Origin of the sequence: Cyanobium sp. WAJ14-Wanaka (genome assembly GCF_024345375.1) — a bacterium.
GTDB lineage: Bacteria > Cyanobacteriota > Cyanobacteriia > PCC-6307 > Cyanobiaceae > Cyanobium_A.
In genome coordinates this window covers 868538-892373 of sequence record NZ_JAGQAZ010000001.1, presented here as the reverse complement: position 1 = coordinate 892373, position 23836 = coordinate 868538, and the positions used below count along the sequence as shown (strand labels likewise).

Below are 23836 nucleotides of genomic sequence, written 5' to 3'. Positions count from 1 at the left end.
TTCTGCTTGGGGAAGTATTGGGTGCCGCCAGCTGTAATTGCAGCAACGTCTGCGCAGATGAGATATGGGCTGGATTATTGGCGAATGATAATGGCGGAGCGATGCAACTCAACCAGTTGGTGTGCTGCAAAAAGGTTTTTTAGAAGAGGAAGTGCATTGAGCACAAGTGCGCTGAGCTCTGCATTGCGGATATTGCCTTTGGCGATTACCAGCAGCTGCCTCGGCGTGCCTTGCAGTAGATGGCTCTGGATGAAGTCAGTATCTTTGCTAAAGACCACTCTTTGTTGTTGATCAGCAAGTGTGCTAATCAATGCATCGGGTGTGCGGTTGCCATCCGGAAGATCCAACGTATGCAGTGTGTCGCAACCTTCAGCCGGCAGTGAATTCATGCGGAGAGCAGTTCAACACTCTGCACGCGGGTCAGTTGTGCGGCATAGGCCAGTGCAGCGCAAATGTCAGCGTCCTCAAGATCCGGATAATCAGAGAGGATCTCTTGATGGCTGGCCCCAGCGGCGAGCAGATCGAGCAGAAGCTCAACTGGGTAGCGCAGGCCGCGGATAGTGGGCTTGCCGTGGCAGATGGCTGGCTGGATGGTGATGCGATCGAGCAGATTGGTCATGTTCGCCGCGTAATTGGAACAATTCTAGTGAGGGAAGGGGCTCTCAGCTCCCAAGCAACCAATCCCAGGCTTCCAGCACCATCATCCGTTCGACCATCAGCTCGCAGAGAAGCCTGTAATCACCCACTGGAAATCTCAACTGCCCAGCCCAATGTCTTGCATCACGACATCAATGGAGCGGGTGCTTGATTCACCCCTTCGCACCCGCTCAGCTTCCAGGGCACCCAGGTAAGAATCCTCAAGTTCATCCATCCCCTGTTGGATCAGCTCTAGCCGGGCATCAATGGTGGGGACGAGCTAAATGGTGGTGCTCACGGTGCTCGATGAAGCATTTGACAAATGCTATTAGTGGTGGGCATTCACAGCTGTGGTTCTGGCAAAAGAAGGAGCAGGCCGAGCAGATCAATCGCCTCTGCCGCATCACTCAAACAGCCACGACCTGATCTCGTATGACAGCCATGCCAAAACCAATCTGGCTTTCAGCTGCCGCTGCCTTGACACTGCTATCTGCCATTGCCAGCAGCGCCCTGGCCCAGCAGCCGGTGCGGCCCCTGCCAAAAGCGGGTAGCTGCCCCATCGGTTACTACAGCTCCGGCAGCTATTGCGTGCCCAGTAAGGGCGGCAATACCCGTGGCGCCATTGAGAAAAGCGGCAACAGCTGCCCCCTGGGCTTTTATGGCTCGGGCAACTACTGCCTCAGCAGCCCCAGCAATAATCGCGAGGCGATCCAGAAAACCGGTAATTCTTGCCCGCTGGGCTGGTTCAGCTCCAGCAGCTACTGCGTTAAAAGCCGCTGAGAGCTACGAGCCACCGCCGCACCTATTGCCAGCGATCGCGTGCACATTCGCTGGTGCTTTGGTCCCGGCTTGGCGCAGCATCTCTTCTACGCAACGGTTTTGGTGTTTCGCCTTTTGGGAGATAGGGGCCCAGCAGCTGGTCAATCTGGCGATGGACTGATCAGCCGCAGGCCAGGAAAGGCCAGCACGGTGTGTCGCGAACCGCCCTGAGCTCCGTAGTCGGCGTGGGCCCTGGCAGCCGTTGCAGGCCTTCGCTGCCAGGCGATCCCTCCGTGGGTTCCTTTTCGATCAGCACCCGGCCTTCCTCCACCAGGAGGCGCTGGGAGCCCTGACCGAGGCCCTACACCAGTAGCAAGAGCATGTCCTGCAGTCCAGATGACAGTGGACTTAGTCCATGGCTAAACTAACTCAGTTAATGGCAGAGGGTGCCATGCAGGGGGATTCCATGCGAATGGTGAACGTGCACCAGGCCAAAACCCATCTGTCGCGCCTGATCGATGAGGCCCATGCCGGTGAAACCATCGTGCTCGCCAAGGCCGGCAAACCCTGGGCGCGGCTGATGCCCCTGGCGCCGCCGGTTCCCCAGCGCATCCCTGGCCGGTTGCGCAGCCGGGGTCCCCTCAGCCAGCCCAACGTGCTGCTCGAACCCATCGACCCCAGTGAGCTGGAGCTCTGGGAATCGAGCCCCCTGCTGGCTGAGGTGCCGCAGCCATGAGCAGTAGCGAGTCCTATTTGCTCGACAGCCACGCTTTGCTGTGGTGGTGGTTTGATCCCGATCGCCTCTCCACCGCAGTGCGCGAGCTGCTCAGCAACCCAGCCACGCCAGTGCTGGTGAGTGCGGCTTCTGTCTGGGAGCTCAGCCTCAAGCACCACCAGGGCAAGCTGCCCGAACTGGACGGCGCCATCAACGATCTGTCTGGTTTACTGCAGGCCGATGGCTTTGAAGGTTTGCCGATCTCCCTGGCCCATGGCCTGCGGGCGGGCGCTTACAGCCAGCCCCACCGTGATCCCTTTGATCGCATGCTGGCCGCCCAGGCCGAACTGGATCATCTGGTGCTGCTCAGCGCCGATCCCCAGCTCTCCACCTTCCCCTGCCAAATCCTCTGGTGAGATCCAAAAGATCCTTGAGCACATAGCTGGCTTGGTGGTGCGTAAGGAGTGCTCGATTACCTGATCCGCCAGCTATTGCCCTCCCAGTAAGGGCGGCAACAGCTGCCCCTTGGGCTGGTACAGCGCCAGGGGCTATACACGTTTGTGGAGGCGCTGAGCGCTACGAGCCACCGCTGCACCTATTGACCGCGATCGCATGCACAATCGCTGGTGCTTTGGTCCCGACTTGGCGCAGCATCTCTTCTACGCAACGGTTTTGGTATTTCGCCTGTTGGGATATAGGGGCCAGGGATGCAGCAATCACGACCAATGCCACCGTGCTGACGGCAGCCAGAACGGGATAGGCGTGGGCCCGGATCATTTCGCGGGGGCTGTGATCAGACATCTGGCGTGAACCGACGTGGTGTGCTGATTCTGGCGGGCCGTGCCGCTGCGCTGACGACCAGCTCAGACCTGCATCAATCGCTCGGTTTGCGATGGGAGGTGACTTCCACCTCCTCACCGGCCTGCACGCGGCCGAGCCATTCGCATAGGTGGGCCTTGAAATCCCGCACCGACGCCCAATTTGTGACCTCTTTAGCCGCCTTCCGCCGTGGTGCGGCGTTGGGCGGAGTGTGAGCTAAGCCTTGCCGCAGGTGCAGCCGGCCTTGCCACAGCCGCAACCACAAACGGTGCAGCAACAGATGTTGGTAGTCATGGGATTTGCCTCGGTGAGATGAATTCAAGTTGGCCTTAGGGGCTTCCCCTGAACAGCGCCAATTTGCTGCCTTTGGCTGGGCCTTAATAGGATGCAGATAACCGCCTAGATCAATGGGGAGTGGTTGGTTGGTCTGTAGTTAATTCAGTCGCCCCTGTTAGCTCGGCTAGCCGCCCCCAGTGAATGGGTTCAGCAGGGGAACATCTAAACGGCTGAAATCGGCCACGTTGCGGGTAACCACCGTGAGCTGATGCACCTTGGCGATGGCGGCGATCATCGCGTCCTCGTAGAGGGTTTCGGACTGGCGGTGCATCAGCTGTGCCCACCGGCGAAATGCAGGGCCATCCATGTTGAGGATGTTGAAGGTGGTGCAGACCTGCTCAAGCCAGTCTTCAATCTCGCCTGCTTTGGCAGGGTCCTGTTCTCGGGTGATTTCGATTCCGGCCTGGATTTCGCCGATGGTCACGCTGGCGAGATACAGATCGGCATCATCAACATTTTGAATCCAGGCGAGCACGCCGCCATGGGGGCTTCGCTTGCGTAGTTCAGACACCACGTTGGTGTCGAGCAAAAAGGCCATGGCCTACAGCTCCACCACAGCCCGACGGCGGGCACCACCGCGGGGTGGCACAAGCTCTTCGATACGGGCATTAGGTGCCAGTAACAGCTGCTTGAGGCTGGGCCTGGCGGCAGCCTGTAGGCGATGCCACTGCTCGATTGGCACGAGTACCGCGGCTTCGGTGCCGCGCCGCGACACCACCTGGGGGCCTTCCCTCTGACAGGCGTCGAGCAACTCACTGAAGCGCGCCTTTGCGTGCTGCACAGGCCAGATGGTCATGATTTGTTTGCATCAGACTAGTTAGATGACTAGTCTAAAGGGCTCGCGAGGGCCTTTCTCCCCAGCGAAGGCCCACTCAAAATGGCTATCAGTTAACCCCTATTGGGGGTTGCTCAGCGGCGGGCTTGTTCGATGAACCCTGTCTTGGAAGCTTTATTTGGCAACAAGACCGCGGCATGCGTGCTGCTGTTTTTGCAGTGCTACGGCGAGGGCCATGCCCAGCGCATCGCCAAGACCTTTGGCTTTGGCCTCAACATGACCCAGCGTCAGTTGAAGCGACTGGAGGAGCAAGGCGTCTTGCTGAGCCGCCGGCTGGGCAACATGCGGCTGTTCAGTTTTAACAATCGCAATCCCACGGTTTGGAATCTCCGCAAGCTCTTGGAGCTTGAGCTGGCCGCTTTACCGGAAGACGATCAACAGCAATTCTTCCGACAAAGACAACGCCCCAGGCAGAGCGCTAAGCAGCTTGTGATGAATGGCTGAAATTACCCCCGAGACCTCGTTGCAGGAGCTCGCAGTCATCATCAATTAGCTACTAGCCACTATCCAGAAGCTTCACAGGAAGCCTTGATCTGTTTGAGGTTCTGGAGAAGAGAAGGCAACGCCTCTTGTGTGATCCAAAGAACCTGGCGGGGATCAATATTGAAATACTGATGGGCCAGTACATCCCGAAAGCCCATCATTCCTTTCCCGTCTTGCTCCGGGACTTGCTCTTGCAATGTAAAGCCAGTGAGTTTATCGAGCTGTTTGACTGCTTCACCAAGAGCTAGATACTGCATGCAGACCGCATCCAGAAGCAAACGGCCTGCTTCTGTTTTGGAGAGATCAGTCGCAGAATAAACGGTCTTCATGCGCTTCAAGACTGACTCAATCAGGCTGAGCATCTGAGAGATGACGGATACCGCAAGCCGCTCCTCTTGTTCAGATGGAAATCGCATCTTGCTGGATCTCATTCATCAGGGCCGGATTCATGCCGGGCCAGCGAGTCACAACATCCACGCGCCTGCCTAGCTGCTGCTGTACGGCCTGCTGAAAGTGAACCAGTGCGAAGGGATTGGGGGGATCCAGGCTCACGCACAGGTCCACATCACTGTTTTCAGAAGCTTGATTGCGGGCCATGGAGCCGAACAGGGCAAGCTCCTGGATGCCATAAAGCCTGCGCCATTCCGGTAAGTGCTGCGTTAGCAGCGCAACGACCTGGTCGCGGCTGATTGAGGTTCTTAAATCGACTGGGTTCATAACCGGCTTCTGCCCTCCGTCTCAAAGTAGTTCCAAACCACCCGATTAATCCTGCATCCGATCAGCATCTTTAAGCCAGCGCACCCATCTGGTTGAGGCCATGCAGGCCCTCGTAGAGCAGGTAGGCGCCAAGGAAAAGAGCCAGCACGCCCACCAGCCATTCGGCCTTGTGCTGGAGCCAGTTTTCCAATTTGGCGAGGGGTTCGCGAATCGCCCCGCCACTCACCAGCCAGGCCAGGGGGGGCAACAGCAGCAGGGAGCTGGCCACCAAGGTGAAGATGCCGGTCACCTCGGCATCAGCGGTTAGGCCCGGTTCATTGAGCAGCAGCAGTCCCGCTTCTTTTAGGTAGAAAACCAAATTTTCTGGGGTGAGCAGGGCGCTTGCCGCACCCACGCCCACCAGGGCCAGGCTGCTGAAGTCGGGCAGTTGGTTCATCAACTTGAGGGCCATGCCCTCTTCCCCCAGGTTTGCCTGGGGCGTCAGCTGGTAGAGCCCCAGGCCAATTAGGGCACCAGCACCGAGCAGGTCGATCAATACCTGCTCCCTTTCGCCATGGCTAAGGCTGATCGAGAAGGCCTCACCGATGACCATCAAGACAGTGATGGCCAGGGCATTGGCCGCAGCCCAGCCGGCCACATAGGTGAGGGCCCGTTGCACCGGCGAGCGGCCCAGCAATAGGAGGCTCACCACCCCAATGTGGAGGGGGCTGAAGGCAATGACGATGCCAAACAGCGAAGACTTGGTAATCAGGGATGGGGTGAGCAGGGCCAGGGAGACCAATGGGCAGCCACAGGTGGAAGCCGATTCTCGAAGATCTTTGGCCTGTTCGTGGAGTTCGCCTAGCTCCTAGCTAGCGATTGCGCTTTCGGGTGCCCACTGCCGGATCAGGGTCTCGATGCGCACCACCTGGTAGCGGGTCACTTCGTTGGGCTGCTCGGCGTAGGCGCTCCGCATGGCCCTGAGCTGGGCGGAAAGCGACATGAAAACGGGATGGTTTTCGTTCACTGAGGTTTGCTCCTAAAGACTGGACGCCTTGGGTCTTGGGTGAACGGCAGGCGGCTTAGCAAATTGCTTAGCGACCGACCGTCTGGCCTTAACACTTTCAGCTTAAGACATTCTTAAGCCCCGAATTTGCCACTGGTGGCCTGCGTCTTCGGATCAGGACACGGGTCAGTTTTGCCGTTTTGGCCCTGCCGTTGGCATCCTGGCAACAATGGCTCCAACGGCTAGACCTTCGACCTCCCAGTCCATCGCCGTCATCGGTGCTGGTGTGGCCGGTTGCGCCCTGGTGGCCCAGCTGCGTCGCCTGGGGGTGCAGTCACCGATCAGTCTCTGGGAAACGGGTAGGGGCCCGGGCGGCAGGGCCAGCACCCGCTTCTCCCGCCTCGATGGGGGCTTTCGCCTCGACCATGGGGCGCCCCTGCTCAACCTCAGCGGTGCGCCCGATCCGCAGCTTTTGGCTCCCCTCCTGGAGGGGGGCTGGCTGGAGCCCTGGGCTGGCCGGGCGGCACGGCTAGAGGGCGAGGCCCAGCTGCGGCTGGACCTGGCTGATGCCTATGGCCTGGGCGGGCTTTGGGTGGGGAAGGGCGGCATGCACCAGCTGGGCAAGGGGCTGTTGCAGCTCGCCGGCCCCGAGGTTGAGCAGCATTTCGGCAGCTTTGTGCGGCATCTGCAGCGCCCGCGCGGTGGGCCCTGGCGCCTGCTGGGCGTAGGTCGGGAGCTGCTGGTTGAGGCCGATTGGCTGGTGTTGAGCAGCACCCTGCTTGCCCATCCCCGCAGCCAATTGCTCTTTGGCTGGCCGGAAGCGCCCCTAAAAACGGCCGCGGCGAGCCTTGGCGACCTCCAACTCGACCATGCCCTTACCACCATTGCCGGCATTCGCGTAGAGGCCCGCAGCAACCTGCTGCTGGTGATCCCCGAGGGCTGGGCCCATGCCTGGCTCGACCTGCCTTTTGGCTTGCTGCACTGTGATGGCCCTGCCCAGCAGCGCTGGGGCATCCGGCGGGTTTCGATCCAACCCCTGGCCGATGGTCGCTGTGGGGTGGTGGTGCACTCCAGCGACGTTTTCGCCGCCGACCATCTCGATGTCTACGGCAGCCATTCCGCCGTGGCCACCATGCTCCAGCTACCCCCCGATGGGGGTAGGGAGGAAACGGTGATCTCTGCCCTCACCTCGGCCCTGGTGCAGATGCTGGCCCCCTGGCTGGGGGATGCCGCTGGCTGGCAGAGCCGGCTTGAAACCCTGGGGGCCAGCGAACGGCAGTTGATGCGCTGGGCGGCGGCCTTCCCCGTGGCGCCCGGCTTGCCCACCGAATTGATGTTCTGCCGCCAGAGCCGCGTGGGCTTCTGCGGCGACTACCTGGCCGGGGTGGGCTTTGGCCGGATCGAAGGGGCCTGGCGCCGGGGCGAGGAGTTGGCGGCGCTGCTGGTCAACCAGCTGCAGCGGCACTAGGGCGAAGTAGCCGGTTTGCTGGGCGCGGGTTGCTTTTGCACTGGTTGGTTAGGCGCAGCTGGAGTGAGGGTCTGATCCAGCACCAGGTCGAGTTCGGCCACCCAGAGCACCAGGCCGCCAATGCAGGCCAGGGCAAAGATCAGAAGCAGCAGGTGGCGGCGGTCAAAGCGCCTGGGCCGGTGTTCAGGGGCTGACATGGGGCAACGCTCACTAACAACAACCACTGAATCATTGCTTTCCACCCGTGGCAGGGCTATTCCTTAGTGATAGGGAGATTGGGGGAGATCTGATGCGGGTGGTCCCAGAGTCCAGGAGATGCCGCCGGGTGCCAGAAACCCTGGCTGATCAGTGGGCGGTGGTAAATCGGGTGATCGGCTATTTCGGGGAGCATTTTCAAGAAGCCATAGAGCTCGAAGCGGTAGCCCTTCTGATGGGGCTAAACGGCGAATGGCTTGATCTCTGCTTCGACCACTGCCGCGGCAAGACCCCGTTTCAGGCCCTGCAGCACGTGCGCCTGGGTCAGCTGTTTGAGAGCATCGTCAACCAACCCCAGCAAACCTTGCAACAGCAGGTCGATCGCTGTGGATTGGTTTCGGTGATCTCTGCCAACCATTCCTTTGAAGATCTCTACGGCATTGGTCTTGCCCCATTTCGCCGCGTCTGTCGGCGGGCAGAGGCCGACCGCCAACTGGTGGGCAGCTGTAATCGCCATCGGCCCCGCCACTGAGCCAAGCGATGCAAAGTGCTTTTGGCGATTGGCGACCGGAGGTGGTGGTGTTCAGGCCCACCCGTTTTGCCGAGGCGGAGTGGATTGTCCACAACGTGCGGGAGCAGAAAACCGTGCTGGTCCAGGCCAGCGGCATGGAGGTGGGCGAGGCCCAACGCCTGATTGATTTCGTGGCTGGTGGGGTGGAAGCCCTTGATGGCCATGCCGAGTGCCTGGGGCCCCTCACCTTTGTGTTTGCCCCCGAGTTGGTTTCCCTGCGCCGCGATTCAGGCTCCCCCCTGGCCTAGGGCGCCTGGCTAGCTGGCTGGCGCCTAAGCCAGCAAATTGATCCGGTAGAGCACGTCTTCGAGGGCGTCGGCGGCGCTGATGCCAGCGTAGCGCTGGGGATTTTCGGGAGTGCAGCAGCAGGCCAAGGGGGCCAGGCTTGTGGTGGGCCTGGCATGGCAAAACTGCACCACGCTCAGCCGCTCCCGCTGGCTGCCTGGCGGCGCCACCACCCGGTGCCAACCCACGGGGATCAGGCCATTGCTGAGCCGCTCCAGCATGATTCCGGTGTTGAGGATCACCCGCCCCTCTGGCGGCAGGGCATCCAGCCACTGCCCCTCCACCTGCACCTGCAGGCCCGGACCGGTGGCCCGGGGCAGGGCCGTGATCAGGTTGATGTCGCCATGGGCCTCCGCCCAGACGTGGCCGGCGGCCGGGGCATCGGCCATCGGGGGGTAGCGGATTGCCCGGGTGAGGGTGGGGGCATCGCTGGTCATTTCCTCAAAGAAGTCTTCCGAGCAACCCAGCCCCAGGGCAATGATCCGCAGAAAGCGGCGCTGAAGATCGGCAATGGCGTTGTGGAAGGTCTCCAGCACGCTGCTAATGCCTGGCACCACTTCCTCGGGAAGCACCCGCTCGGGGTATTGGAGGGGATAGCGGCGCCTGAGGGGGTGGTTGGCGGGGAGGGGCAGCCCCCAATTGAGCATTTCCTTCCAGTCGGCATGGCTGCTGCCTTCAGCTGTCTCAACCAACAGGCCGGTGTAGCCGGTCTGGCCGCCCGAGCCCGGCGCCACGAAGCGTTGCTTGCTCTCGGGAGCCAGGGCAAAAAACTCAGCCAATAGGCCATAGGCCGTGTCGAGTAGGTCGGGCGAGAGATCACTGCTGGTGTACACAAAGCCCGTTTGCAGGCTGCGCCGCACCCCATCCACCACCGCGGCCCGGGCCAGCTCGCTGCCCCGCTCAAAGGCCAGCAAATCAACGTCGCAAATGGCCTGACCCATGGCCTGGAGCCTAGGGGGAGAGTGCTGGACCAGCCGCCTCGGCGCAGAAAACCAATGCCCCTTCCTCGGCAGTGAGGGGCTCCAGCCAGAGCCGTTGTTGCTGCATCACCTCCACCGTGGCGTCGGAGGGATCGCTGCCGGCCGCGGCGCGCCCAATTAGCCGTTGGCGCAGGGTTGCTTCCGGCGCCCCACAAACCACGATCTTTAGTGGCAGGCCCAGGCGCTGCGCCAGCTCCGCCATTTGCCGGCGCTCGCGTTGCTTGAGGAAGCAGGCATCCAGGATCACCGCCAGGCCGCCGGCGCTTGCAGCCTCCACCAGGGCCGGCAGGGTGATCTCGTAGAGGTGTCGGCTGGCTTCCGGGCCGTAGAGCTCCCCCTCCAGCCGGCGGATTGGTGCCTGGCCCCAAAGCCCGAATAGGCGCTTGCGTTCCACATCAGAGCGAAACACCACGGCCCCCAGGATTTGGCTGAGCCGAGCCGCCTCGGTCGACTTACCGCTGCCCGAAAGCCCGTGCATCAACAGCAGGGGCTGGGCCGGGCGCCCGATCCAGGCCCTGGCCAAGGCCAGGTATTGCCCCAGGTCGGCCTGCCCCTGGCTGATCTCCTCTGCCGAGAGGCCGCTTTGTTTCAGCCGCAACCAACTCACCTTGGCCCGCACCAGGGCCCGATAAACGCTGTACCAGGCCCAGCCCCGCAGGCCGGCCCCATCGCCACTGGCCTCCAGCCAACGGTTGAGCAGCAGGCTGCCCAAATCGGGGCGGCCCCGCACCGCCAGATCCATCACCAGGAAGGCCATTTCGCTGATTGGATCAATCCAGCGCAGGCTTTCGCTGAATTCCAAGGCGTCGAAGACCTCGATCCCCGCTGGCCCCAGCAACATGTTGCCCAGGTGCAAATCGCCGTGACATTCACGAATCTGCCCCTCCCCTTGGCGTTGCCGAAACCAGGGGGCCAGGGCTGCGGCCTGGACCCCAACCCAGGCCTGGAGCGGGGCCAGGTCGGCCTGGGCCGCCGGGCAATCGGCCAGGGCCGTGAGGTTGTCGAGCACCGGTTGCAGCACCAGATCGGGCTGGCCCCAGGCGCTACCGGCCTCGGTGCTGGCCGCACTCCGGTGAAACTGCGCCAGCTCCTCGGCCAGCTGGCTGATGGCCCCTGCATCAACCAGGCCAGAGGCCAGGGCCGCCGGCAGCAATTGGGCCTGGTCGAATTGCACCATCCGCACCGCCCAGGCGATCACCGGTGGGGAGGCAACTGCTTCGATGGCAACTGCTTCAGGGGCCACAAAGCTGGCCTCCTCCTTTGGGCCATAGACCGGCACCAGATCCAGGTAGCGCTCTGGTGAAAGGCGGCGGTTCAGGCGCAACTCCTCCCGGCAGGCCTGCTCCCGCAGCTCGGCCGTGGAGAAATCGACAAAGCCAAAGGCCACGGGCTTTTTGAGCTTGTAGGCATAGGGCCCACTCAGCAGCACCCAGGAGAGGTGGGTCTCGAGCAGCCGGGGAGCATCGGGCCCCAGCGGGTGGCCGTAGGCCTCGGGGCGCAGCAGGTTTTGGATCATCGGATCCATGGCAGCTCCTGGGGAATAAGGGCCATTGACTAGGGTCGCGCTTCACCTTTACAGCCGAGTGGAGCAGATTTGCGCCCTGAATTGCGGCACGGCCAGCCCGGATTGGGACTCCCCCTGATGCTGCTTTACGCCCTCGGACCTGTCTTCATCATCCTCAGCCATCTGGGTTGCCTGATCCTGCTGTTCACGGGCCTGGACCTGGCCGCCGCCCTCTGGGCCCTCGGCCTCTATGCCATTCGCATGCTGGCGATCACGGCCGTCTACCACCGGCTGATTACCCATGGCAGCTATCAGGCCCCCAAGGCGGTGGCCTGGCTGGGAGCTTTGGTGGCGGCCTCCGCCGGCCAGATGGGCCCGAGCTGGTGGAAGGGCCACCACCAGCAACATCACCTCCATGTAGATACGGCCGCCGACCCCCACAGCCCCCTCTTGCCCCAGGCGGGCTGGGGTGGCTTCTGGCATTCCCAGGTCGGCTGGTTGCTGTCGCCCAGCTTTTTCCCAGAGCAATTGCCCGCGGATGTGGAGGCTGATCCGGTGCTGCGCCTAATTGATCGCTTCCATTCCTTGCCCCTATTGGGCCTGGCCGCCCTCTCCTGGCAGCTGGGGGGCTGGGCTTGGCTGGGGGCCTTTTGCTTGAGCACCGCCGTGCTGTTTCACGGGGTGGCCAGCGTTAATTCGGTGGCCCACCTGGTGGGCGGCCAGCCCTTCGCCACCGGTGATGCCAGCCGCAACAACCGCTGGGTGGCCCTAATCACCTTTGGGGAGGGTTGGCACAACATGCACCACGCCTTCCAGGCTTCGGCTCGCCAGGGCTTCACCCTGCGCGGCGGCCAGCTGCGCCTGCTGCCCGATCCCACCTACCGATTTATTCGCTTGTTGCAGTGGTTTGGCTGGGCTTCCAAGCTGCGGATTCCCTCCGATCGCGCCCTGCTGGCCAGGGCTCTGAAGCAAGATCCGGCGATCGCCCAATAAAAAACCGCCCCCGAAGGGACGGCTCTTGGGTGCTTATTAACTCAGCAGCTTGAGGAGCTAGGGGCTCAGTAACGGCCGCCGCCGCCGCCGCCACCGCCGCCACCGCCGTAGCCGCCGCGACCACCGCCGCCGCCACCACCGCCGTAGCCACCACCACCACCGCCGCCGCCGTAGCCGCCGCGACCGCCGCCACCACCACCGCCACCGCGGGGTTCAGCTTTGTTTACGCGGATGGCGCGACCCATCCACTCAACGTCTTGAAGATCTTCAATGGCCTTGGCTTCTTCAGCCTCATTAGCCATCTCCACAAAGGCGAAACCGCGCTTGCGGCCGGTGTCGCGATCGAGGGGGAGGCTGCACTTGCTCACTTCGCCGTATTGGCTGAAGAGGTGTTGCACGTCTTCCGCTTCGGCGTCGAAGGAAAGATTGCCGACGTAAATGGTCATGAACTGGGAACTAATCAAGAAAACTTATGAATTGATCCGCTGAAGGCCCAAGAGAAAGTTGGCTGATTGCGAAAGCAAAAACTCTCGAAACGGAAACTTGCTAGAGAGAAATCTGTGAATCACCCAACACCTTACCGCCTGGCTGGCACCTGTGCATGGCTGATGGCGGATCTTTACGCTCTGGCTGGGGCAGGGGAGGTGATTGGGTGTACGCCGATCGGGGCTGGTTGCCGAAGCCGGCAGCGCTCTTGGTTCTGTGGATGGTCCTTGGCGCTTCCCTTGGTCGTGCTGGATCGCCAATTGATTTGCAGGCCAAGGTTTTGTCAGTTGGTGATGGCGACACGATCACGGTCGTGGCTGCTGCTGGCCAGATGAGGGTGCGTTTGGCCTGTATTGACGCGCCTGAAATGGCCCAAAAACCCGCCGGTCCAGCTGCCCGGCTTGCCCTACAGCGTTTACTTCCCCTTGGCTCCACAGTTGGCTTGAAGCTGCAGGGCAGTGATCGCTACGGGCGCCAGATTGCCGAGGTATTCCCCAGCGGCAATCCTGTGCCTGTCAATCTCACCTTGGTTCGCGATGGTGATGCCTTCGTTTATCGGAGATATTGGAGCCACTGTGACCAGGAAAGCTACGGAGAAGCCGAACTCAGCGCCCGTTCATTTCGCCGCGGCGTATGGGGAGCTGGTCTTGGCGAAGGATTAGCTCTGCCGTGGGATTTTCGGGCCCAACACCCCAGGCCTTAGCCGTTATCCCTTGACCATCATTGCCAGCTTGTCCCTATGGAATGTTGCCCTGGGGGGCGCCGTTGTAGATCACTGATTTGATGCTTTTGCCATCTGGCGACACAAGGATTTGTGTTTGCAAAGTTGCCGCCTGCTTGTTGGTTTCCCAGCCGGGGGCGCCACCTAAAAAGTTAAATAAATAGCCTTTGTCACTGAGGCTTTGCAGGCAGGAGCCGCCACCCTGCTGATACATGCAATTGGCGGGAAAGTAGTTGCCCAGGCCGCCATTGATTCTCTCGGCCTCCATCCTGGCCAGGTTTGCAGCCCGTAATTGGGATTTTTCCACCTGGGCATTTGCCGCTGTTGCCAGGGGCAGGCACAGGCAACAGGCGGCAGCCAGGGCTGGCAGCACCCGTTTGGCAAGGCCTTGCAGGAGCTTGCTGGCCATCGATTTATAGGGCAAATAATTTTTCAATCCCATTTCTAGCCCCTAATTGGCCATGGCATCCACGCTCTTGAGCGCCGGGCCGAGAAGTTGTTCGACCCGCTCTAGTTGCTCCTTGCTGCCCATCACCACCAACATTTGACCCGCCTCCAGGCGAACGTCGCTGCTGGGGTTAGCGATTAGGCCCTGGTCGCCATCTCCTTCGCGCTGGGAGAGGGAGGGAACGATCGCCAGCACCAGGGCGCCGGTGCGGCGTCCCAACTGGACCTCCGCCAGACTGGCGCCGGCCAGCTTGCCCAGGTCTTCGCTGTTGCTGCTCAGTTGGAATTCCTCCACCTCACAGTCGGAGCCCGCCAGCAGGTCCATAAAGGTGACGGCCAGGGGCCTTAGGGCGGTTGCCGCCATGGTGCGACCCCCACTCACGTAGGGGCTCACCACCGCATCGGCTCCGGCCTGACGCAGCTTGCGACCGGCCTCATCGCTGTCGGAGCGGGCGATTAGTCGGCATTGGGGCGCCAGGCCCCGGGCGCTCAGCACCACGTAGAGATTGGCGGCGTTGCTGGGCAGGGCCGCCACCAGGGAGCGGCAGCGGTAGATGCCCGCTTCGATCAGGGTTTCGTCCAGGGTGGCGTCAGCCATCACCACCGGCAGGCCCCTTTCCTCGGCGGCGGCCTGTCTCTCGGGGTCCATCTCCACCACCAGCAGGGGTACCCCCTCGCGGGCCAGTTGTTCGCCAATCTCCCGGCCGATGCGGCCATAGCCGCAGAGAATCACATGGTTGTGCATGGTGGAAAGCCAACTGCGAAAACGGCGCTCGCGAATGCGCCTGTAGTAGCCGGATTCAGATAGCCCCAGCAGCGCCTGGATGGTCAGTTGCACCACCACCAGGCCGCCGGCGATCAGCAGGGCGGTTACGACCCGGCCCTCGGCATTGAGCACCTGGGTGTGGGGGTCGCTGAAGCCCAGGGTGCTGATCGTGACCAGCACCATCCAGTAGCTATCTCCCCAGTCCCAGCCTTGGGTGAGGTGGTAGCCCAGCGCTGCGGCGTTCACCACAATCGCCAGGGCCAGGGGGGCTTGCCAGGGTCTTAGGGGCCGCCGGGAGGGGGGGCGGCGGCTCCGGCGCCAGGGTGCAACAGGCATGGCGATCTGGATCCGGACATCCAGATCTGTGGTTTCACCTTAAAGGCGCGATCCCGAATTTTTCTGCTCGGAGTGTGGCGGATGGGGCCAGAGGCGAGTAGCCAAGATGGGTGTTTTGAATCGGCTAGGCGCGATGGGTTTGCCAACCCTGCTCAAGGAGAGTGGCCAAAGGGAGGTGTTTTGCGGTCTCACTTCGATCGTGTGGCTGCACCGCCGGATGCCAGATGCCTTCTTTCTGGTGGTGGGCTCGCGCACCTGTGCCCACCTGGTGCAGAGCGCCGCAGGGGTGATGATTTTTGCCGAACCCCGCTTCGGCACAGCGATCCTGGGGGAACGGGATCTGGCCGGCCTGGCCGATGCCAACGAGGAGCTCGACCGGCTGGTGGCCGACCTCCTGGCCCGCCGCCCTGAAATTCGCACCCTCTTCTTGGTGGGCTCATGCCCCAGTGAGGTGATCAAGCTCGACCTGGGCAAGGCCGCAGAACGGCTCAACACCCGCCTGGCGGGCCAAGTGCGGGTGCTCAATTACACGGGCAGTGGCATTGAAACCACCTTCACCCAGGGGGAAGACCAGGCTCTGACGGCGATGTCACCCCTGCTGCCCAGCAGCGACGAACCCCAGCTGCTGATCGCCGGCACCCTGGCCGATGCGGTTGAAGACCGCCTGGTGGACCTATTTGGACGGATGGGGGTGGCGGTCGTGCGCAGCCTGCCGCCCCGCCGCTCCACCGAGCTGCCCCCCGTGGGCAAGGGCACCAAACTGCTGCTGGCCCAACCCTTTTTGAGCTCCACCGCCCGGGCCCTGATGGCCCGTGGTGCCGAGCTGGTCACGGCCCCCTATCCCCTGGGGGTAGAGGGCAGTAGCGCCTGGATGGCTGCCGGCGCCAAGGCCTTTGGCATTGATCCGGAGCGGGTGGCCGCCGTGCTCGATCCCCTGGTGGAGCGGGGCAAGCGGGCCATCGCCCCCCATCGGGAAACCTTGAGCGGCAAACGGCTGTTTCTGCTGCCCGATTCCCAGCTGGAGCTCTCCCTGGCCCGCTTCCTGCATCGGGAGTGCGGCATGGAGCTGATTGAGGTGGGCACCCCCTACCTCGATCGGCAGCTCCTCGATGGGGAGTTGGCCCTGCTGCCCGATGACATCACCCTCAGCGAGGGCCAAGATGTGGAGCGCCAACTCGATCGGGTACGGGCCGCCAAGCCAGACCTGGTGGTCTGCGGCCTGGGCCTGGCCAATCCCCTCGAGGCCGAGGGCTTCACCACGAAGTGGTCGATTGAATTGGTCTTCAGCCCGATCCATGGCTGCGACCAGGCCGGCGACCTGGCCGAATTATTTGCCCGCCCGATGCGTCGCCGCGGCGCCATCTCCTTCGCCTGAACCCCCATGGAACTGACCCTCTGGACCTATGAAGGCCCCCCCCACGTGGGGGCGATGCGCATCGCCACTTCGATGGAGGGAGTGCACTACGTGTTGCACGCCCCCCAGGGCGACACCTACGCCGATCTTTTATTCACGATGATCGAGCGGCGCGACCGGCGCCCTCCCGTCACCTACACCACCTTCCAGGCCCGGGACCTCGGGGGCGACACCGCCGAGCTGGTCAAGAAATCGATTAGCCAGGCGGTGGAGCGTTTCCAGCCCGAGGCCCTGCTGGTGGGTGAGAGCTGCACTGCCGAACTGATCCAGGACCAGCCCGGCTCCCTGGCCCAGGGCATGGATTTGGGGGGCATTCCGGTGGTGAGCCTGGACCTGCCCGCCTATTCAAAAAAGGAAAACTGGGGCGCCGCCGAAACCTTCTATCAACTGCTGCGCAACCTGCTCAAATCCCAGTTGCCGGCCCCGGGCACTGCTAAGCCCTTGCCCAGCCGCTGGCGCGAGGAGGGCCGCAGGCCCAGGGTGAACCTGCTGGGCCCCAGCCTGCTGGGCTTCCGCTGCCGCGACGATGTGCGCGAAATTACCGGGCTGCTGGAGGAGTACGGCATTGAGGTGGTGGTGGTGGCTCCCCTGGGGGCGCGGCCAGCTGATTTGGCGCGCATCCCCACGGCCGACGCCAATGTCTGCCTCTACCCGGAGGTGGCCGGGGTGGGCTGTAGCTGGCTGGAGCGCCAGTTCGGCATGCCCACGATCAAAACCGTGCCGATCGGCATTGGGGCCACGGCGGCCTTCCTGCGGGAGCTGCACGGCGTACTCGAGCTCGAACTGCCGGCAGCGCTGCAACCCGATGCCAGCGGTGAATGTGGGGCCGAACGGCGCTCCCGCCTGCCCTGGTATTCCCGCTCGGTGGACTCCACTTACCTCACCGGTAAGCGGGTGTTCATTTTTGGCGACGCCACCCATGCCATCGCCGCAGCGCGGATCGCCAGCCAGGAGCTGGGCTTTGCCGTGGTCGGTCTGGGCACCTACAGCCGGGAGCAGGCCCGTGAGGTGCGGGCAGCGGCGGCCGAGTTGGGCCTGGAGGCCCTGATTAGCGACGACTACCTCGCCGTGGAGCGGGCCATGGCCGAGGCCAGCCCGGAGCTGGTGCTAGGCACCCAGATGGAGCGCCACAGCGCCAAGCGGCTGGGGCTGCCCTGCGCCGTAATCAGTTCACCCCTGCATGTGCAGGATGTGCCGGCCCGCTATTCCCCCCAGATGGGTTGGGAGGGGGCCAACGTGATCTTCGATTCCTGGGTGCACCCGCTGATGATGGGCCTGGAGGAGCACCTGATTGGCATGTTCCGCCACGACTTTGAATTCGTGGAGGGCCACCGCAGCCACCTGGGCGAGGCTCCAGCCCCAAACTTGGAAACTGCTCCGGCTGCTTCCATTGATGGCCTGGTTTGGAGTGCCGATGGCGAGGCGGAGCTGGCCAAGATTCCCTTCTTTGTGCGCGGCAAGGTGCGGCGTAACACCGAAAACTTTGCCCGGGAGCGGGGGCTGGCGGTGATCGACAGCGAGGCCTTATACGAGGCCAAATCGCACTTCAGCCGTTAGGGGAGCCCAATAGCCATCGATTTGGGTATTTGCACTTAGCCATATGTGAGCAGATCACCATCAACGTAGCTGGGATGTTTCGCTTTCCACCCAGGAGTGTTGCGGCGGGCCAGGGCAGGCCTTGGATGGAAGCAGATCTCTATAGGCGTTTGGGTTTTCCCTACGTCGCCCTTCGATGACAGCCACGCTCACTCGCCCGGATGGTGAAGGCAGTGTTCAGGTCCACCAGGAACCGGGCATGGATATTGAAACAGGGGCGTTGGTGATCGCCGTCTACGGCAAGGGCGGCATCGGCAAAAGCACCACCTCCTCCAACCTCTCGGCGGCCTTTTCCAAGCTGGGTAAGCGGGTGCTGCAGATCGGCTGCGATCCCAAGCACGACAGCACCTTCACCCTCACCAAGAGGATGGTGCCCACGGTGATCGACATCCTCGAGACCGTGGATTTCCACACCGAGGAACTGAAGCCCGAAGACTTCGTGTTCGAGGGTTACAACGGCGTGATGTGTGTGGAATCCGGCGGCCCGCCGGCCGGCACCGGCTGCGGCGGCTATGTGACGGGTCAAACGGTGAAGCTGCTCAAGGAGCACCACCTGCTGGAAGAAACCGATGTGGTGATCTTCGATGTGCTGGGCGACGTGGTCTGCGGTGGTTTCGCGGCACCGTTGCAGCATGCCGATTACTGCCTGATCGTGACCGCCAACGATTTCGATTCGATCTTCGCGATGAATCGAATCATGCAGGCCATCAATGCCAAGGCCAAGAATTACAAGGTGCGCCTCGGTGGTGTGATCGCCAACCGCTCCGAGGAGACCGACGAAATCGACAAGTTCAATGCCCGCACAGGCCTGCGCACGATGGCCCATTTCAAGACCGTGGACGCGATTCGCAAATCCCGTCTGAAAAAGTGCACCATCTTCGAGATGGAAAGCACCCCGGAAGTTGAGGCTGTGCAGCAGGAATACCTGAATCTGGCCCGCCGGATGCTGGAGAACGTCGAACCTCTCGAGGCGGAATCCCTCAAAGATCGGGAGATCTTCGACCTGCTCGGCTTTGATTGATTGCTTGCTGATGCTCAGGTAATGAAGTTGCCTTTGCCAAACCAGTTGAGCTCCCAACCCTTCAGGATCCGATAGACCACCGGCACCACAAACAGGCTCAGCACTGTTGATACCAGTAGGCCGCAGAAGACCACGGTGCCGATGCTCACCCGGCTGCCGGAGCCAAAGCCACTGGCAAAAAGTAGGGGAACAAAGCCCGCCAAGGAGGAAAAGGCCGTCAGCAGGATCGGCCGCAGCCTGGCGATGGAGGCCTGGCGAATCGCCAGCTCCAGGGGGATGCCCTCCTTGAGGCGCTGGTTGGCGAATTCGACGATAAGGATGCCATTTTTGGCGGCCAGGCTCACCAGCACCAGTAGGCCCATCTGGCCATAGACATCCAGGGGCAGGCCCCGGGCGGCCAAGCCCAGCCCGGCGCCAAGCAGGGCTAATGGCACCGTGATCAGGATCACGATCGGATCGATGAAGTTGTCGTAAAGGGCGGCGAGCACCAGCAGCATCACCAGGATCGCCAGGCCAAATACCCGCAAATTGCCGCCCGCAGCCTTCATTTCTTCCCGGGCCAGGCCGGCCCAGGCCAGTTCGGTGCTGCCGTTGCCCACCTCGCTTTGCACCCGCTCCAGGATGGCCATTGCCTGGCCAGTGCTCACCCCGGGCTTGGGCAGGGCCCGAATGTTGATGGCCCGCTCCAGTTGGCTGTGGTTGATCGTGGTGGGGCCGCTACCGCGCTCCAAACTCACCAATTCGGCAAGGGGAATCAACTTGCCGTCGCGGCTTTTTACCCGCAGGCTCAACACATCCCCCGCATCCTTGCGGGAGCTGCCATCGAGCTGCACGATCACCTTGCGCACCTCCCCGCCTTCGAAGCTGTCGTTTACATAGTTGGAGCCAAAGCTGGCCCCTAAAACATCGATCACGCTGCTGAGATCCACCCCCAAGGAGGCCATCTGCAGCCGGTTGGGAACCAATTGGATCAGGGGTGCTCCGGCACTGAAACGGGTCGAGACCCGCTCAAATTGACCGGTGGCCGTGGCGGCCTTGATGAAGTTGCGCGATTGCTTTTCAAAAGCCTCCAGATTCATCAATCCGTTGCTGCTGTCGAGCAGTTCGATCTCCAGGCCCCCTTCCGCGCTGAAGCCCCGCACCGAGGGGGCTTCGCTCAGTTGCACCACTGCCCCCCTGACCTGGCGGCGCAGCTTGGCGTTTAGCCGCTCCCCGACGGCCCGGGTGGAGGCATCCGGGCCGCGCCGTTCTTCGATCGGGGCCAGCCGTAGGTATAAGACGCCCTTGTTGGGGCTGCTGTCGCCAAAGGAACTGCCGGCGTTGAAATTGGCGCGGGTAATCAACGGTTCGGTGGTGACCACCTGGCGCACCTGGTTGAGCACGGCCTGGGTTTGCTGGATGCCCAGGCCATCGGCCAGGATCACCACCCCCCGCAGCTGGCCGTTGTCTTCCTGGGGGATGAAGGTGGTGGGCCGGGTTTGCAGCACCACCGCCGTGAGCAGCAGGCCCGCCAGCAGTAGGGCCATCACCCGGCGCTTCTGCCCCATCACCCGATCCAGCCAGCGGCCATAGGGAGCTTCGAGGGATTCCAGGGCCCTGCGGGGTGGATCGATCCAGCGGGCCAGCCAGGCAGGTACCCGTTGGCCTGGCTGCAGCAATCTGGAGGCTGCCACCGGCGTGAAGCTCAGGGCATTGAGGGAGGAAAAAGCAATGGCGGCGCTCACCGTGATCGCAATTGGGGCGTAGAGCCGGCCGAGGCTGCCGTCTAACCCCAACACCGGAATGAACACCACAATCAGCACCAGGGATGTGGCGATTACGGCCCCGGCCAGCTCGGCCATTGCTTCGCGGGCCGCCTGCAGGGGCGGGGTGCCCCGTTCGAGCCGGCGGCCAATGTCCTCACTCACCACGATGGCGTCATCTACCACCAGGCCCGTGGCCAGCACCATCCCAAACAGGGTGAGGGTGTTGAGGGATTGGCCGCAGAGCTTCAGCACGCTTAAGGCCCCAATCAGGGCCACCGGCACGGCCGAGGCGGTGATCAGGGCCAGCCGGGGATTGCCCAGGCCCAGCAGCAACACCACAAACACCAGCACCACCGCATCCCGCAGGCTGTCGGTGGTGCTTTGGATGCTGCCGCGCACGTAGTCGGCCTCATTGGTAATGAGCTGCAGGTCCACGCCGGGTGGAAATTTCGGCCCCAGCCCATCGATGGCCCGGTTCACCGCATCACTTACGGCGATCGCATTGCTGCCATCACGCTGGTAAACCGCCAGGGAAACGCTGGTCTGGCCCTTGAGGTTGGTGGCGATGGTGCCGTAGCCCTCGTTGCCAAGCTCCACCCGGCCCACGTCCTTGAGCAGGGTCACGCCGCCATTGGGGGTGCGGGCCACCACCAGTTGGTTGAAGGCTGCGGGGCTATCTAGCCGACCCTCCATCCGCAGGGGCAGGGTGATTTCCTGGCCCCTGGGGCTGGGGGCATCACCCGCCTGGCCCAGGGCCGCCAGCAGGTTTTGCTGCTGCAGTGCCGCCGTCACATCGCCGATCGTGAGGCCCCGCTCCTCCAGGAGGGCCGGATCAAGCCAGAGGCGGAAGGCCAGGTTGCTGCCGCCCGATACGGTCACATCACCCACCCCCGGTAGCCGCTGGATCCGTTCCTTAATCACCTGGTTGACCCAGCCACTGAGGAAGGTGTTGCTGTACGTGTTGGCATCGGCGCTGAAATTCAGCACCATCAGCAGATCGTCGGAGCTGCGGCGCACCTGTACGCCAAAGCGCACCACCTGGGCCGGGAGTTGGCGGTTGATCACCGCCACTTCGTTTTGGGTATTGATCTGGTTGAGCTCGGGATCGCCGCCGCTGAAGGCGAGGGTCACCGTGCTGCCATTGGCCGAGCTGGTGGAGCGAATCGTGTCGAGCCGCTCCAGGCCATTCAGTTGTTTTTCGATCAGGGCCGTTACCCCCTGTTCCACCACCTCGGGGCTGGCGCCGGGATAGTTGGTCCGCACCGTGACCCGGCCCGGGGCAATCGGCGGCAGGTTTTCCACCTGCAATAGGGGCAGGCTCACCAATCCGGCTAGCAATACCAACAGGCTCAGCACCAAGCTGAGCACCGGACGGCGCAGGAAGGGATCGCTGATTGATTTCACGGGAGGGGCCAGTTCACGGGAAATAGCTGGTTAGCCGAGGTCGCGCTTCAACACAACACATAGATAGTCGGGTGCCTTGTAGCGACTTGGCAAGCAAATGTGCAACTGCTCTAGGCGACTCCAGCACACCGTGCGCTGGATGGCTGCCAGGTTTTTTCCTTCCTTCAACAGAATCCTTAGGGCCTTGCAGTAAAGCGAATAGTTGGCTTCCAGCTCCCCAATCGTTAGACCTTGACTATGGCTCATCACCCTTTGTGCACCCGGGAGTTGCGGGGGTGCTGTTTCAACCTAAGTGGCCGACAGATTCAGCCGTGAACAGAGCCGGGGCAGGCTGAGCCCCTGGACCAGCAAATTCAGCACCACCACTATGAAAACAATGCTCTGGGCATTCTGGGTTAGGGAGTACACCATGGAGGGATCTATGCCCCGTATTTTTGGAATCTCAGCCATCAATTTGTAGGAGAGGGCTAGGGGCACGGCACCGCGCAGGCCGCACCAGGAAACCAGCAGGTTTTCCTTGGTGGTGAAAGGTGATAGGGGTTGGAAGATCAGCACACTCAAGGGCCTGGCAACCAGCATTAATGCCGCAGCCGTAAGGATGCCAACCGGGAGCGCTGGCATGAGGCTGAGGGGGTTGACCAGGAGGCCAAAAAGAATAAATATGGTGAACTCAACCATCGTGTTGAATGGCAACAATACTTCCTGTAGGGAATTGTGATTTATATCGTTATTTTTGTAGGTCATATTTGTCATCAGTAGCCCCGTTAGGTAGACCGCAATAAAGCCGGAGCCCCCCAGTACCTGGGTGCAGCCATAGTCGGCAAAGGCGATTGCAATGGCCACAATTAGGAGCTGGGATCGCTCATGGGCCAGGTGGTCGATCACGAATTTGGCCACATAGCCAAATAGGGCACCAATGATCAGGCCACCGCCCACCTGCTGGAGGAAGTCCCGCAGGCCGGTCAGGCCTATGCGCACTAGGGAGGCCTCCGTATTGAGGTTGGCCGCACCCGAAGACAAAAAGATGCCCCCGATCACTCCGAATACCAAAATTGCCGCCGGATCGTTGACGGAAGACTCAAATTCGAGCAGGTGCCTGAGGCGATCGGGAAGGAGGTTTTGAACCTTGGCGAGCACGCTGATCGTGGCCCCCGCATCGGTGGAGCCCAGGCAGGCGGCGATCAGCAGGGCAGCGCCGATGGGCATGTTGTTTAGGAAGCCGGGGGCTATGAAATCTCCAGCCGGGGAGGAGAGGAACCAAATCAGGCCCCCCAGCATCAATGAGGAAATCGCAACGCCGCCGATGGCCAGCACTAACCCGTATTCCAGGAAGCCCCGGATGGTTTTGATATCGGTTTTTAGGCCTGCGTAGAACAGCAACAAGGCCAGGCCAAAAACAAATATCTTTTCAGCTTTTTCAAAGCTGATATTTAGAAATTCAAAATTTAGCGACAGACCAAGTAGGAGTACCCCCAGGATTGCGGGCACACCAATCTTGATCGAAAAGCGGCTGATTATAAGGCCGCCCAGAAAAAGTAGGCCAATGAATAGCACCTGGGTTTCCAGGGGAATCTTTTCCAGGCCAGTGGTGGCGGCGAATGGGAAGTAGGGCATTGGCT

The 23836-nt window shown here is 62.0% G+C and carries 30 protein-coding genes; 12 read left to right on the top strand and 18 right to left on the bottom strand.

Features of this window, described 5'->3' with window-relative positions:
* Positions 1-74 precede the first annotated feature (74 nt).
* Both KBY49_RS05065 and KBY49_RS05060 read right to left on the bottom strand, forming a co-directional pair.
* Positions 75-389, bottom strand: coding sequence for a DUF5615 family PIN-like protein (locus KBY49_RS05065; protein WP_254933643.1), 315 nt, complete (start codon positions 387-389; stop codon positions 75-77).
* Positions 386-619, bottom strand: coding sequence for a DUF433 domain-containing protein (locus KBY49_RS05060; RefSeq protein WP_254933642.1), 234 nt, complete (start codon positions 617-619; stop codon positions 386-388). The genes KBY49_RS05065 and KBY49_RS05060 overlap by 4 nt, the downstream gene beginning before the upstream one ends.
* A gap of 494 nt (positions 620-1113) precedes the next feature.
* On the opposite strand from KBY49_RS05060, the gene KBY49_RS05055 reads away from it, so the two are divergent.
* From KBY49_RS05055 to KBY49_RS05045, 3 genes are all read left to right on the top strand, one after another.
* Entirely contained in the window at positions 1114-1416 is a 303-nt protein-coding gene (locus KBY49_RS05055) for a hypothetical protein (RefSeq protein ID WP_254933641.1), read from the top strand.
* Positions 1417-1810: 394 nt separating this feature from the next.
* The gene (locus KBY49_RS05050; RefSeq protein ID WP_254933640.1) at positions 1811-2131 is read left to right on the top strand and encodes a type II toxin-antitoxin system Phd/YefM family antitoxin; all 321 of its coding nucleotides are present in this window, start codon (positions 1811-1813) and stop codon (positions 2129-2131) included.
* Complete coding sequence (locus KBY49_RS05045) at positions 2128-2526, top strand: type II toxin-antitoxin system VapC family toxin (protein ID WP_254933639.1); 399 nt, start codon at positions 2128-2130, stop codon at positions 2524-2526. The genes KBY49_RS05050 and KBY49_RS05045 overlap by 4 nt, the downstream gene beginning before the upstream one ends.
* A 160-nt stretch (positions 2527-2686) precedes the next feature.
* On the opposite strand, the gene KBY49_RS05040 is transcribed toward KBY49_RS05045, so the two are convergent.
* The 3 genes from KBY49_RS05040 to KBY49_RS05030 form a co-directional block, all read right to left on the bottom strand.
* The gene (locus KBY49_RS05040) at positions 2687-2911 is read right to left on the bottom strand and encodes a hypothetical protein (RefSeq protein ID WP_254933638.1); all 225 of its coding nucleotides are present in this window, start codon (positions 2909-2911) and stop codon (positions 2687-2689) included.
* Positions 2912-3389: 478 nt separating this feature from the next.
* On the bottom strand, positions 3390-3803 hold the full coding sequence (locus KBY49_RS05035) for a type II toxin-antitoxin system VapC family toxin (RefSeq protein WP_254933637.1): 414 nt from the start codon (positions 3801-3803) through the stop codon (positions 3390-3392).
* A gap of 3 nt (positions 3804-3806) precedes the next feature.
* Positions 3807-4061: a type II toxin-antitoxin system Phd/YefM family antitoxin gene (locus KBY49_RS05030; protein WP_254933636.1), complete on the bottom strand. Its 255-nt coding sequence runs from the start codon at positions 4059-4061 to the stop codon at positions 3807-3809.
* A gap of 132 nt (positions 4062-4193) precedes the next feature.
* Between KBY49_RS05030 and KBY49_RS05025 the strand changes: the two genes are divergently transcribed.
* A complete protein-coding gene (locus tag KBY49_RS05025) occupies positions 4194-4544 on the top strand; it encodes a hypothetical protein (RefSeq protein WP_254933635.1) in 351 nt (116 codons plus the stop codon).
* 59 nt (positions 4545-4603) lie between these two features.
* On the opposite strand, the gene KBY49_RS05020 is transcribed toward KBY49_RS05025, so the two are convergent.
* The 4 genes from KBY49_RS05020 to KBY49_RS05005 all read right to left on the bottom strand — a co-directional run bounded on the left by KBY49_RS05020 (position 4604) and on the right by KBY49_RS05005 (position 6282).
* Positions 4604-4999: a DUF86 domain-containing protein gene (locus tag KBY49_RS05020; protein ID WP_254933634.1), complete on the bottom strand. Its 396-nt coding sequence runs from the start codon at positions 4997-4999 to the stop codon at positions 4604-4606.
* Complete coding sequence (locus tag KBY49_RS05015; RefSeq protein ID WP_254933633.1) at positions 4983-5300, bottom strand: nucleotidyltransferase family protein; 318 nt, start codon at positions 5298-5300, stop codon at positions 4983-4985. The genes KBY49_RS05020 and KBY49_RS05015 overlap by 17 nt, the downstream gene beginning before the upstream one ends.
* Before the next feature lie 70 nt (positions 5301-5370).
* The gene (locus tag KBY49_RS05010) at positions 5371-6081 is read right to left on the bottom strand and encodes a GAP family protein (protein WP_254933632.1); all 711 of its coding nucleotides are present in this window, start codon (positions 6079-6081) and stop codon (positions 5371-5373) included.
* 66 nt (positions 6082-6147) lie between these two features.
* On the bottom strand, positions 6148-6282 hold the full coding sequence (locus KBY49_RS05005; RefSeq protein WP_254933631.1) for a hypothetical protein: 135 nt from the start codon (positions 6280-6282) through the stop codon (positions 6148-6150).
* Positions 6283-6514: 232 nt separating this feature from the next.
* Here KBY49_RS05005 and KBY49_RS05000 point away from each other — a divergent pair, with 232 nt between their 5' ends.
* Positions 6515-7753 (top strand): NAD(P)-binding protein, encoded by a 1239-nt coding sequence (locus KBY49_RS05000; RefSeq protein WP_254933630.1) that lies wholly within the window; start codon positions 6515-6517, stop codon positions 7751-7753.
* Here the strand turns inward: KBY49_RS05000 and KBY49_RS04995 are convergent.
* On the bottom strand, positions 7750-7950 hold the full coding sequence (locus KBY49_RS04995) for a hypothetical protein (protein ID WP_254933629.1): 201 nt from the start codon (positions 7948-7950) through the stop codon (positions 7750-7752). The two genes, KBY49_RS05000 and KBY49_RS04995, sit on opposite strands and share 4 nt — an antisense overlap.
* A gap of 92 nt (positions 7951-8042) precedes the next feature.
* On the opposite strand from KBY49_RS04995, the gene KBY49_RS04990 reads away from it, so the two are divergent.
* Together KBY49_RS04990 and sepF are read left to right on the top strand one after the other, a co-directional pair.
* Positions 8043-8480 carry a hypothetical protein gene (locus KBY49_RS04990; protein WP_254933628.1) on the top strand — a complete coding sequence of 146 codons (438 nt, stop codon included), beginning with the start codon at positions 8043-8045 and terminating at the stop codon, positions 8478-8480.
* 8 nt (positions 8481-8488) lie between these two features.
* Positions 8489-8767 (top strand): cell division protein SepF, encoded by a 279-nt coding sequence (sepF, locus tag KBY49_RS04985; RefSeq protein ID WP_254933627.1) that lies wholly within the window; start codon positions 8489-8491, stop codon positions 8765-8767.
* A 24-nt stretch (positions 8768-8791) separates the two neighbouring features.
* On the opposite strand, the gene KBY49_RS04980 is transcribed toward sepF, so the two are convergent.
* Positions 8792-9745 (bottom strand): isopenicillin N synthase family oxygenase, encoded by a 954-nt coding sequence (locus tag KBY49_RS04980; protein ID WP_254933626.1) that lies wholly within the window; start codon positions 9743-9745, stop codon positions 8792-8794.
* Positions 9746-9755: 10 nt separating this feature from the next.
* Complete coding sequence (locus tag KBY49_RS04975; protein ID WP_254933625.1) at positions 9756-11309, bottom strand: bifunctional aminoglycoside phosphotransferase/ATP-binding protein; 1554 nt, start codon at positions 11307-11309, stop codon at positions 9756-9758.
* Positions 11310-11411: 102 nt separating this feature from the next.
* Between KBY49_RS04975 and KBY49_RS04970 the strand changes: the two genes are divergently transcribed.
* A complete protein-coding gene (locus KBY49_RS04970; RefSeq protein WP_254933624.1) occupies positions 11412-12281 on the top strand; it encodes an acyl-CoA desaturase in 870 nt (289 codons plus the stop codon).
* A gap of 65 nt (positions 12282-12346) precedes the next feature.
* Here the strand turns inward: KBY49_RS04970 and KBY49_RS04965 are convergent, their stop codons facing one another.
* On the bottom strand, positions 12347-12727 hold the full coding sequence (locus KBY49_RS04965) for an RNA-binding protein (RefSeq protein WP_254933623.1): 381 nt from the start codon (positions 12725-12727) through the stop codon (positions 12347-12349).
* Between the two features lie 260 nt (positions 12728-12987).
* Between KBY49_RS04965 and KBY49_RS04960 the strand changes: the two genes are divergently transcribed.
* A complete protein-coding gene (locus KBY49_RS04960; protein ID WP_254933622.1) occupies positions 12988-13470 on the top strand; it encodes a thermonuclease family protein in 483 nt (160 codons plus the stop codon).
* Between the two features lie 34 nt (positions 13471-13504).
* On the opposite strand, the gene KBY49_RS04955 is transcribed toward KBY49_RS04960, so the two are convergent.
* Complete coding sequence (locus KBY49_RS04955) at positions 13505-13897, bottom strand: hypothetical protein (protein WP_254933621.1); 393 nt, start codon at positions 13895-13897, stop codon at positions 13505-13507.
* Between the two features lie 42 nt (positions 13898-13939).
* On the bottom strand, positions 13940-15037 hold the full coding sequence (locus KBY49_RS04950) for a TrkA family potassium uptake protein (RefSeq protein WP_254933620.1): 1098 nt from the start codon (positions 15035-15037) through the stop codon (positions 13940-13942).
* A 133-nt stretch (positions 15038-15170) separates the two neighbouring features.
* On the opposite strand from KBY49_RS04950, the gene KBY49_RS04945 reads away from it, so the two are divergent.
* From KBY49_RS04945 to bchL, 3 genes are all read left to right on the top strand, one after another.
* On the top strand, positions 15171-16412 hold the full coding sequence (locus tag KBY49_RS04945) for a ferredoxin:protochlorophyllide reductase (ATP-dependent) subunit N (RefSeq protein ID WP_254934033.1): 1242 nt from the start codon (positions 15171-15173) through the stop codon (positions 16410-16412).
* A gap of 6 nt (positions 16413-16418) precedes the next feature.
* Positions 16419-18008: a ferredoxin:protochlorophyllide reductase (ATP-dependent) subunit B gene (locus KBY49_RS04940; RefSeq protein ID WP_254933619.1), complete on the top strand. Its 1590-nt coding sequence runs from the start codon at positions 16419-16421 to the stop codon at positions 18006-18008.
* A 175-nt stretch (positions 18009-18183) separates the two neighbouring features.
* On the top strand, positions 18184-19068 hold the full coding sequence (bchL, locus tag KBY49_RS04935; RefSeq protein WP_254933618.1) for a ferredoxin:protochlorophyllide reductase (ATP-dependent) iron-sulfur ATP-binding protein: 885 nt from the start codon (positions 18184-18186) through the stop codon (positions 19066-19068).
* Positions 19069-19082: 14 nt separating this feature from the next.
* Here bchL and KBY49_RS04930 read toward each other — a convergent pair whose 3' ends face one another.
* The 3 genes from KBY49_RS04930 to KBY49_RS04920 are packed head-to-tail and all read right to left on the bottom strand — an operon-like array spanning position 19083 to position 23831.
* Positions 19083-22217 carry an efflux RND transporter permease subunit gene (locus KBY49_RS04930; RefSeq protein ID WP_254933617.1) on the bottom strand — a complete coding sequence of 1045 codons (3135 nt, stop codon included), beginning with the start codon at positions 22215-22217 and terminating at the stop codon, positions 19083-19085.
* 30 nt (positions 22218-22247) lie between these two features.
* Positions 22248-22463, bottom strand: a complete 216-nt coding sequence (locus tag KBY49_RS04925; RefSeq protein ID WP_254933616.1) for a DUF3136 domain-containing protein — start codon at positions 22461-22463, stop codon at positions 22248-22250.
* A gap of 42 nt (positions 22464-22505) precedes the next feature.
* A complete protein-coding gene (locus KBY49_RS04920; protein ID WP_254933615.1) occupies positions 22506-23831 on the bottom strand; it encodes a cation:proton antiporter in 1326 nt (441 codons plus the stop codon).
* Positions 23832-23836: the final 5 nt, after the last annotated feature.